The organism is Microbacterium sp. 2FI (assembly GCF_005502885.1).
Classification (GTDB): Bacteria; Actinomycetota; Actinomycetes; order Actinomycetales; family Microbacteriaceae; genus Microbacterium.
This window is the reverse complement of record NZ_SCMR01000012.1, coordinates 13815-23426: the sequence shown is the minus strand read 5'-3', so window position 1 is coordinate 23426 and position 9612 is coordinate 13815. Positions and strand designations below refer to the sequence as shown.

Genomic DNA, 9612 nt, shown 5'->3' with positions numbered 1-9612 from the left:
CGCCCGCCCGGGGCGCGTATCCGTGGAGGAAGAGGCACACACGTGGAGATCCGCATCGGCATCGCGAACACCGGCCGCGAGCTCAGCTTCGAGACGAGCGAGCCCGCAGCCGACGTCAAGAAGTCGCTCGCGAGCGCACTCGACGCCGGCGCCACTCATGTGACCTTCAGCGACACCAAGGGCAACTCCTACGTCGTGCCGACCGCGAGCCTCGCCTACGTCGAACTCGGGACCGAAGAGTCTCGCCGCGTCGGCTTCGTGGCCTGAGAGTCCCGCCGATGCAGATCCTCATCGGGCTCATCGTCGGCGCCGTCATCGGCCTCGGCATCCACTACCAGCTGGGCGGCCGCTCGAGGCGCGGCGTCGTCGTCGGCCCGATGGTCGGGGCCGCGGCCGCGGGCGTGGTCTGGAGCATCCTGACCTGGGCGGGCGTCGGCGTCGACAGCCCGTGGCTCTGGCTTTCGGCTCCGGTCGCTGCGGTCGCGGTGACCTACCCGACGCTGATCATCCTGTCCCGCGTTCGCACGGCGCACGACGCGCGCGAGCGCGTGCGGCTGCGCATCGGCTGACCAGGCCGGCCGACAGCGAGCGAACGGCGAGCGACGGCGGGACGCGGATGCCGCGGCCTCAGGCCGCGAGCCCCATCGCGTCCATGCGACGTGAGTGGGCCGCCATGAGCTCGGTGAACACGGGCTCGACCTTCGCCTCGTCCGCCACGCGCAGGGTCGTCGGCCGCAGCGCGGCGCGGGCGATCAGCAGGGTGTCCCCGACGAGTCGACGCCCCCACATCGCCAGGAGCGACCGCCACTCGGGGTCGGCTGCGATGGTCGCCGCGATCATGTCGACGATCGCCTGGCGGTCGTCGTCGGCCTGAAGGATCCGAGCCACGCGGCGGCCGGTGTCGGCATAGCTGGCCGACAGTGCCAGATAGAAATCGTCGAGCATGCCGGCGGTGATGTGCACCGACAGCATCGTCTCGTGCGCGCGCACCCCGTGGGTGGCGCGGCGGAAGCCGTCCAGCGGCTCGCGGAAGGGAAGCATCAGCGCCGTCGGGTCATCCCCACGCTCGCGGATGAGGGCGACGAGCGCTTCGTGCTTGGTCAGGGCGGCCCCGGCGGCGCGGGAGAGCGACTCCTTGTCGGAGAGCCCGGGCGTGAGCGAGATCAGCTCGCTGAGCGTCTCGAAGAACCCGAGCTGCAGGTAGGCCGCCTGCCCCAGGAACGTGTCGATGTCCGGGGCGAGCTCCTCGAAGTCGACGCGCGTCGCGTCGCCGATGTCTTCGCGCGAGCGCAGCTGGAGCTTGCGCCCCGCGTCTCGTCGCTGCCAGAACCACTTCACCACGCCGTACAGCCTAGGCCCGCCGCCTCGTCACAGCGCTCCTCCGGTAGGGTGGGTCCGTCCCCGGCGTCGGTTCGGGGCTCCCGCGCCTGTCGCTGAGAAAAGGGCGTGGATCCCACCTCCGCCCGCACGGCGACCTTCGTCCCGCGCCAGGGCACGCAAGCAGGCAGCATCTCACTGCCGGACAGGCACTCATCGTGACGACCTTCGCCGAACTCGGCGTCGACCAGGACATCGTCGAAACGCTCGCCGCGAAGGGGATCGTCGATGCGTTCCCCATCCAGGAGCAGACCATCCCCCTGGGTCTTCCCGGCCAGGACATCATCGGCCAGGCCAAGACCGGCACCGGCAAGACCTTCGGCTTCGGCATCCCGGTCGTGCAGCGCCTCGGCCTCAACCCCGAGCCGGGCGTCAAGGCGCTCATCGTGGTGCCGACGCGCGAACTGTGCGTCCAGGTCTACGAAGACATCGACATGCTGACCTCGGGTCGCTCGACGAGCGTCGTCGCGATCTACGGCGGCAAGGCCTACGAGGGCCAGATCGACCAGCTCAAGGCCGGCGCCCAGATCGTCGTCGGCACGCCCGGGCGCCTGATCGACCTCAACAACCAGCGTCTGCTCGACCTGTCGCACGCGACCGAGGTCGTTCTCGACGAGGCCGACAAGATGCTCGACCTGGGGTTCCTCCCCGACATCGAGAAGATCTTCTCCAAGGTCCCGGCCATCCGCCACACGCAGCTCTTCTCGGCCACCATGCCCGGCCCGATCGTCGCGATGGCGCGCCGGTTCATGTCGAACCCGATCCACATCCGTGCGACCGACCCCGACGAGGGCCTCACGCAGGCGAACATCAAGCACCTCGTCTACCGCGCCCACTCGCTCGACAAGGACGAGGTGATCGCGCGCATCCTGCAGGCCGAGGGTCGCGGCAAGACCGTCGTCTTCACGCGCACCAAGCGCGCCGCGCAGAAGCTCGTCGACGAGCTCAACGACCGCGGCTTCAATGCCGGCGCCGTGCACGGCGACATGAGCCAGGAGGCTCGCGAGCGCTCGATGGCCGGCTTCAAGGCCGGCAAGAAGGACGTGCTGATCGCCACCGACGTCGCCGCCCGCGGCATCGACGTCGACGACGTGACCCACGTCATCAACCACACGATCCCCGACGACGACAAGACGTACCTGCACCGCGCGGGCCGCACCGGCCGCGCCGGCAAGACCGGCATCGCGGTCACGTTCGTCGACTGGGACGACCTGCACAAGTGGGCGCTCATCAATCGCGCTCTCGAGTTCGGCAAGCCCGAGCCCGTCGAGACCTACTCGTCGAGCCCCCACCTGTACGAAGACCTCGACATCCCCGCCGGCACCAAGGGCCGCATCACCACGACGCCGCGCGCTCAGGCGACGAAGGCTCCGGATGCCGCCCCGGCGGCGTCCGGCGAGCGCCCCGACCGCACCGACCGCACCGACCGCACCGACCGCGACGGCGCCCCGCGCCGACGCCGGCGTCGCTCCGGCGCGTCCGCCGGCACCGGGACCTCCTCTGAGCGTCCCGTCTCGGCAGCACCCGAGGTCCCCGCCGACCACGGCATGAAGGATGCGGCCGAAGGGGCAGGCACCCACGACGGCGGCGGCAGCGAGCACCACGACGGCAAGCCGGCTCCCCGTCGACGCCGGCGTCGGGGCGGCCGCGGCGGCGCCGGAGCCCCCGTGGCGACCGCATAGCGACCCACCCGCGCTCTGTGCATTCGGGGTGGTCCGGCGCCCGGTAGTGTGATGGGTTGGGCCGCCATGCTGCGCGGCCACCTCACCTCGCAATGCAATCAAGGAGCAGTTATGGATCTGTGGTCGAACTTCTGGACCGTCATCTGGTGGTTCCTGTGGGCGTTCGTCTTCATCGCCTACTTGATGGTCCTGTTCTCGATCATCGGAGACCTCTTCCGTGACTCGAAGCTCAACGGCTGGCTGAAGGCCATCTGGATCATCTTCCTGATCTTCCTGCCGTTCCTCACCGCGCTGGTCTACCTGATCGCCCGCGGCAACGGCATGGCCGAGCGCAGCGCCGCCCAGGCGCAGCAGTTCCGGGCGCAGCAGGACGCGTACATCAAGACGGTCGCCGGTTCCGCCAGCCCGACCGACGAGATAGCCAAGGCGAAGTCGCTGCTCGACGCCGGCGCGATCACGCAGGCCGAGTTCGACGGCATCAAGGCGAAGGCGCTCGCCTGAGCATTCTGAAGATCTGAAGGGAATCGCCCTCGTCCGCCCTCACGGGAGGACGGGGGCGATTCCCGTCGCACGCTCGATGATGCGCGCGACCATCTCGTCGCTCGTGGTGTTCTCACCGGGCTGGTTCGGCTTGCCGAGTCCGTGGTAGTCGCTGGACCCGGTGACGATGAGATCGCGATCCGCGCTCAGTCGCTCGAGCGTTCGCTTCGCGGCATCCAGGTTCTCGCGATGACCCAGCTCGAACCCCGCGAGGCCCGCGGCGAGCATCCGCTCCATGAGCGGCATCGGAAGCAGGCCGGCGCGCCCGGCGGGATGCGCGATGATCGCCACGCCCCCGGCGCCCGTGACGAGTTCGACGGCGGTCACGGGGTCGGGCGCATAGAGGGCGACGTAGTAGTCGCCGCCGGGGCTCAGGATGCTCGCGAACGCCTCGGCGCGGTCGCGCACGAGTCCGCGCGCCACCAGCGCGTCAGCGATGTGCGGGCGCCCGACGGTGGCACCGTCGTTCGTCTGGGCGACGATGTCGTCCCAGTGCAGGTCGTAGTCCTGCGCGATGCGGTCGGCCATGAGACGGGCCCGGTCCAGGCGCGAGGCGCGGATCCGCTCGGTCATCGCACGGAGCGCCACGTCGTCGGGGTCGACGAGATAGGCGAGAACGTGGACGCTCCGCCACTCGTGCCGTGCCGACAGCTCCATGCCCGGGATCAGGGTCATCCCCAGCGACGCCGAGGCCTCGGCCGCTTCTGCCCACCCCGACGTCGTGTCGTGGTCGGTGAGGGCGACGGTGCGCAGGCCATGGCGGTGTGCGGCGGCCATCACCTGGGCGGGCGACTCGGTGCCGTCGGAGTGCACCGAGTGCAGATGCAGGTCGCTCGGCCCCTCGAAGCGTCGCGTACCCGGCATGATTCGACAGTAGCGCGCGCGTACGACGACGGCCCCGCGCGTGCTGACGGATCTCTCAGACTGCTGACATAGAGTCGCCGAGTGCTACGCCTCCTGGGGATCTTCGCGACGGTGCTGTGCGCGATCGCCACCGCCGTCCTCACCTGGCCGTCGTTCTTCCGCGTCGATCAGCTGTACCCGATCGCGCAGATCGTCTCGTTCCGCGGGGTTCTGCTGATCGCCTTCGCCGTGGCCGTCGTGATCGCCCTGCTGCTCGGCATGGCGCGTCCGATGCGCGCCTTCGCGCTCTCCTTGGCCCTGGTCTTCGGCGTCGCCGTCGTCGCCAACGCGGCGATCATGATCTCGCGCGGCCTCGGCACCGAGGCGCTGCCCGCCAAGACCGACACCGGGGTGCGGGTGATGACGTGGAACACGTCGGGCGAGGCGACGGCACCCGAGGCCGTGGCGAAGATCGCCGTGGCGATGGACGTCGAGATCGTGACACTGCCCGAGACGACGATCGAGACCGGCGAGGAGGTCGCCGTCGCGATGCGCGAGCTCGGGCATCCGATGTGGGTCCACCATGCCGAGTACGGGGTCGACGGCTGGGATGCGCGTTCGACGACGCTGCTGATCTCGCCGGATCTCGGCGACTACTCCGTGATCCAGTCCTCTGCGGACGGCTCGAGCAACACGTCGACCGTGCCGAGCGCCGTCGCGATGCCGGTGGACGGCTCGGGCCCCATCGTCGTCGCGGTGCACGCCGTCGCCCCGCGCCCGAGCTACATGCAGCACTGGCGCGACGACCTGCGGTGGCTCGCCGACCAGTGCGGCGACGCCAACGTCATCATGGCCGGCGACTTCAACGCGACCCTCGACCACATGGGTGAGCTCGGCACCGACGGCGGCGCGCTCGGGCTCTGCCACGACTCCGCCGCCGACACCGGCAACGGCTCGGTGGGCACGTGGTCGACCGAGATCCCAGCTCTCCTCGGGGCGCCCATCGACCATGTCATGGCCTCCTCTCACTGGCGCGCCACCGGCTCGCTGGTGCTCGAAGCGATGGGCGGATCCACGAGCGACCATCGACCGCTCGTGGTGCAGCTCGAGCCGGTCGGCTGAACGCGGGGCCGGTCTCCACAGCCTCGGGACGCGTGCCCGATCGCGTGCCAGACTGGAACGATGAGCACCACAGGCGACAGCGACACGATCGCGCAGCAGCCCGCCCAGACGACGTCCACCAGCACCAACCGGCGTCAGCCCTACGGGCAGGGCTTCCTCGACACCATCTCGACGGGGTGGGCCGAGCGTCCCGACTCCCTCCCGCCCGAGCGTCCGCAGGCCGAGTACGCGCGGGCGCGACGCGAAGCCGTTTCTGCGGCGTTCCCGGGTCGCCGCCTCGTCGTTCCCGCCGGCGAGCTCAAGCAGCGCAGCAACGACACGGACTACCCCTTCCGCGCCCACTCGGCGTTCTCGCACCTGACCGGCTGGGGCGCCGACTCCGAGCCCGGCGCCGTGCTGGTGTTCGAGCCGCGCGAGACCAGCGGACACGACGTCACCCTCCACTTCCGCGAGCGCGCCGACCGCACCACCGCAGAGTTCTACTCCGACGCCTCGATCGGCGAGTTCTGGATCGGCCCGCGCCCGGCCCTCGCCGGTGTCGCCGCCGACCTGGGGCTCGCGACAGCCCATGTCGACGCCTTCGAGGAGCATGCCGACGACGCCGTGGTGGGGACGGATGCCGACCTCACCCGCTTCGTCTCGGAGCTGCGCCTCGTGAAGGACGAGTACGAGATCGAGCAGATGCGGCTCGCGGTCGACGTGACCGCGGCCGGCTTCGATGACATCGTCGCGCACCTCGATGCCGCAGTCGCCCACCCGCGCGGCGAGCGCATCGTGGAGGGAGTCTTCCACCGCCGCGCCCGCAGCGACGGCAACGCGGTCGGCTACGACACCATCGCCGCGTCGGGGCCGCACGCATGCTACCTGCACTGGACGCGCAACGACGGCGCCGTGGTCCCGGGCGACCTCATCCTCGTCGACGCCGGCGCCGAGGTCGACAGCCTCTACACCGCCGACATCACCCGCACCCTCCCCGTGAGCGGCCGGTTCACCGACATCCAGCGCCGCGTCTACGAGGCGGTGCGCGAGGCGGCCGATGCGGCCTTCGCAGCCGCCGTCCTGGGCGTGACGTTCCGCTCGGTGCACGAGGCCGCCATGCAGGTCATCGCCGCGCGCGTGGCGGAGTGGGGCCTGCTGCCCGTCACCGCCGAAGAGGCGCTCGTCGCAGACAGCGGCGGCCAGCACCGTCGCTACATGGTGCACGGCACCAGCCACCACCTCGGCATCGACGTGCACGACTGCGCGCAGGCGCGTCGCGAGATGTACTACGACGGGCTCCTCGAACCCGGAATGGTGTTCACGATCGAGCCGGGACTCTACTTCCAGATCGACGACGTGACCGTGCCCGAGGAGTACCGGGGCATCGGCGTGCGCATCGAGGACGACATCCTCATGACCGAAGACGGGCCCGTGAACCTCTCGGCCGGCATCCCGCGCACCGCCGACGAGGTCGAGGCGTGGATCGCGCGCCTCTCACCCCCGGGCCGCTGAGCGAGCGAAGCGAGACGAAGCGCACCCGACGTGACGTATACCCCGCCCCCGTCGTTCACGACGCGCCCGACGCTGTCGGGTACGTTCGGCATGGCCGCCTCGACGCACTGGCTCGCGACGGCGACCGCGCAGGCGGTGCTCGAGCGCGGAGGCAATGCGTTCGACGCTGCGGTCGCCGCCGGATTCGTGCTCCACGTCGTCGAGCCGCACCTGAACGGCCCGGGCGGCGACATGGTCGCGATCTTCCATCCCGCGGATGCCGCAGGCCCGGCCGTCCTGATGGGTCAGGGCCCGGCCCCGGCCCGCGCGAGCATCGATCACTGCCGCGCCGAGGGGCTCGACCTCGTGCCGGGAGCCGGCGGGCTCGCCGCGGCCGTGCCCGGCGCCGTCGACGCGTGGCTGCTGCTGCTGCGCGACCACGGCACGTGGGAGCTCGCCGATGTGCTCGCCTTCGCGATCGGCTACGCCCGCGACGGGCATCCGCTCCTGCCGAGCGCGGCTGCCACGATCGCGCGCGTCGCGCGGCTGTTCGCCGACGACTGGACGACGTCGGCCGACCTGTGGATGCCGGGCGGCGAGCCTCCGAAGGGCGGCGACGTCGTCCGCAATCCGGCGTACGCGGCCGTCCTCGACGGCCTGGTGCACGCCTCGTGCGCCATCCGCGACGACGGACCCGTCGGGCGGGCCGCGCGGATCGACGCGGCCCGGCACGAGTGGAAGACGGGCATCGTGGCTCACGAGGCTGCGGTATTCCTCGCGACGCCCCACCGACATTCGGACGGCGGGCTGCACGCAGGCGTGATCACGCCCGACGACTTCGCCCGGTTCGACGCCGGGTACGAGGATCCGATCACGCGGGAGTTCCGCGGTCACACCGTCGCGAAGGCGGGCGCATGGACCCAAGGACCGGCACTCCTTCAGACGCTCGGGATGCTGGATCCCCTCGCCGACGACCTGCTCGATCCCTCGCAGGAGGCCGGGGCCCACACGATCCTCGAAGCCCAGAAGCTCGCACTCGCCGACCGCGACGCCTGGTACGGCGACACCGACGTCGACCTCGAGACCCTGCTGTCGGCGGACTATCTCGCCGAGCGTCGCGCGCTCATCGGCGACACCGCTTCGACCGAGTTCCGCCCCGGGCGGATCTCCGGGCGCACGCCCTACCGACCCGAGCTCCGCGTCGGAGCGGTGCGCCGTGCCGCAGGCACCGGTGAGCCCACTGTCGAGAGGTCGGGGCGGACCCGCGGCGATACCTGCCACCTCGACGTCGTCGATCGCTGGGGCAACATCATCTCCGCGACGCCGTCCGGCGGGTGGCTGCAGTCGTCTCCGACGATCCCCGCCCTCGGGTTCTGCCTGGGGACACGGCTGCAGATGACGTGGCTCGACGCGGGGCACCCGGCATCCCTCACCCCCGGCAAGCGCCCGCGCACGACGCTCACCCCCACGCTCGTCCTGAAGGACGGCGCACCCTCGTTCGCGATCGGCTCGCCCGGCGGCGACCAGCAGGACCAATGGCAGCTGCTGGCGCTCCTGCGCATGATCGTCGGCGGGTACACGGCGCAGCAGGCGATCGACGCGCCGGCGCTGCACACGACCGCGATGATCGACTCGTTCTGGCCCCGCATGTTCGTGCCCGCGGGCGCCGTCGTCGAGGATCGGCTCGGCGACGAAGTCATCGGCGGCCTCGAACGGCGGGGTCACGCCGTCACACGCGCAGGCGACTGGGCGCTCGGACGCCTCTCAGCCGTCGGGATCGACCGTGCCGCAGGGCTGTTGTGGGCTGCGGCGAATCCGCGCGGGATGCAGGGCTACGCGGCGGGGCGGTAGACCGTCAGGGCCGCGCGCCCCCTCGTCAGCGGGGCCGGCGCATCCACTCGACGACGGGTCCAGCGAGTTCGGCGGCGGACTCGGCGGCGGCGCGCCTGCGCCCCTTCACATCGAACGAGTGCCCTGCGCCCTCGATCCAGTGCAGCTCCGCATCGCGGCAGGATGCCACAGCGGCTTCGAGCTGCTCATGCGGATCGACGAACGGGTCGTTCGTGCCCGACAGGAAGAGCTGGGGTGCAGCGATCGCCGACAGGTGCTCGACCCGCGGCTGATCGGGCTTTCCCGGCGGATGCAGCGGATAGCCGAGGTAGACGAGCCCCGCCGGCGCGATCGCCCCCTCCGCCGCCGCCATCGACGCCATGCGACCGCCGTACGAGCGCCCCGATGCCCAGACGCCGAGACCCGGTGCATGCGCCGACAGTGCCGCCAAGGCGGCGGCCCATCCCGCGACCGCGTGCGCCGCGGGACCCGGCATCCGTCTCCCCGCCTCGGCGTACGGAAGGTTGAAGCGCAGCGAGACGACGCCGAGCCCAGCCATGGCGCGTGCGAAGCCCACCACACCGGGGTGATCGAACCGCGTGCCGGCTCCGTGCGCGACGCCGATCACCGCCCAGGCGGAAGTTCCGACCGCGGGCTCGGCCAGCACACCCGATACCTCCACAGGCCCTGCGGGCAGCGCGACCTCGAAACGCACCGCTTGTTCCGGGCCGTGGACGTTCTCGCTCAT

At 71.1% G+C, this 9612-nt stretch carries 10 protein-coding genes; 7 read left to right on the top strand and 3 right to left on the bottom strand.

Translation table 11 applies throughout. The annotated features are described in order from the left end of the window. Positions 1 to 42: 42 nt before the first annotated feature. Together FFS15_RS11045 and FFS15_RS11040 are read left to right on the top strand one after the other, a co-directional pair. A complete protein-coding gene (locus tag FFS15_RS11045; protein ID WP_137845085.1) occupies positions 43 to 267 on the top strand; it encodes a DUF3107 domain-containing protein in 225 nt (74 codons plus the stop codon). 11 nt (positions 268 to 278) lie between these two features. Next, positions 279 to 569, top strand: a complete 291-nt coding sequence (locus tag FFS15_RS11040) for a hypothetical protein (protein WP_137845084.1) — start codon at positions 279 to 281, stop codon at positions 567 to 569. A gap of 58 nt (positions 570 to 627) precedes the next feature. Here FFS15_RS11040 and FFS15_RS11035 read toward each other — a convergent pair whose 3' ends face one another. Continuing rightward, positions 628 to 1341, bottom strand: coding sequence for a ferritin-like fold-containing protein (locus tag FFS15_RS11035; RefSeq protein WP_137845083.1), 714 nt, complete (start codon positions 1339 to 1341; stop codon positions 628 to 630). 194 nt (positions 1342 to 1535) lie between these two features. Between FFS15_RS11035 and FFS15_RS11030 the strand changes: the two genes are divergently transcribed. Beyond that, entirely contained in the window at positions 1536 to 3059 is a 1524-nt protein-coding gene (locus FFS15_RS11030; RefSeq protein WP_137845082.1) for a DEAD/DEAH box helicase, read from the top strand. 111 nt (positions 3060 to 3170) lie between these two features. Next, entirely contained in the window at positions 3171 to 3560 is a 390-nt protein-coding gene (locus FFS15_RS11025; protein WP_137845081.1) for an SHOCT domain-containing protein, read from the top strand. Between the two features lie 39 nt (positions 3561 to 3599). On the opposite strand, the gene FFS15_RS11020 is transcribed toward FFS15_RS11025, so the two are convergent. Continuing rightward, positions 3600 to 4463, bottom strand: coding sequence for a PHP domain-containing protein (locus FFS15_RS11020; RefSeq protein WP_137845080.1), 864 nt, complete (start codon positions 4461 to 4463; stop codon positions 3600 to 3602). Between the two features lie 81 nt (positions 4464 to 4544). Between FFS15_RS11020 and FFS15_RS11015 the strand changes: the two genes are divergently transcribed. From FFS15_RS11015 to FFS15_RS11005, 3 genes are read left to right on the top strand one after another with little or no spacing between them, the layout of a single operon-like run. After that, positions 4545 to 5564: an endonuclease/exonuclease/phosphatase family protein gene (locus tag FFS15_RS11015; protein WP_137845079.1), complete on the top strand. Its 1020-nt coding sequence runs from the start codon at positions 4545 to 4547 to the stop codon at positions 5562 to 5564. 60 nt (positions 5565 to 5624) lie between these two features. Then, on the top strand, positions 5625 to 7055 hold the full coding sequence (locus FFS15_RS11010) for an aminopeptidase P family protein (protein ID WP_137845078.1): 1431 nt from the start codon (positions 5625 to 5627) through the stop codon (positions 7053 to 7055). A gap of 30 nt (positions 7056 to 7085) precedes the next feature. Further along, on the top strand, positions 7086 to 8885 hold the full coding sequence (locus FFS15_RS11005) for a gamma-glutamyltransferase (RefSeq protein ID WP_137845077.1): 1800 nt from the start codon (positions 7086 to 7088) through the stop codon (positions 8883 to 8885). 25 nt (positions 8886 to 8910) lie between these two features. Here FFS15_RS11005 and FFS15_RS11000 read toward each other — a convergent pair whose 3' ends face one another. Next, positions 8911 to 9612, bottom strand: coding sequence for an alpha/beta family hydrolase (locus FFS15_RS11000; RefSeq protein ID WP_137845076.1), 702 nt, complete (start codon positions 9610 to 9612; stop codon positions 8911 to 8913).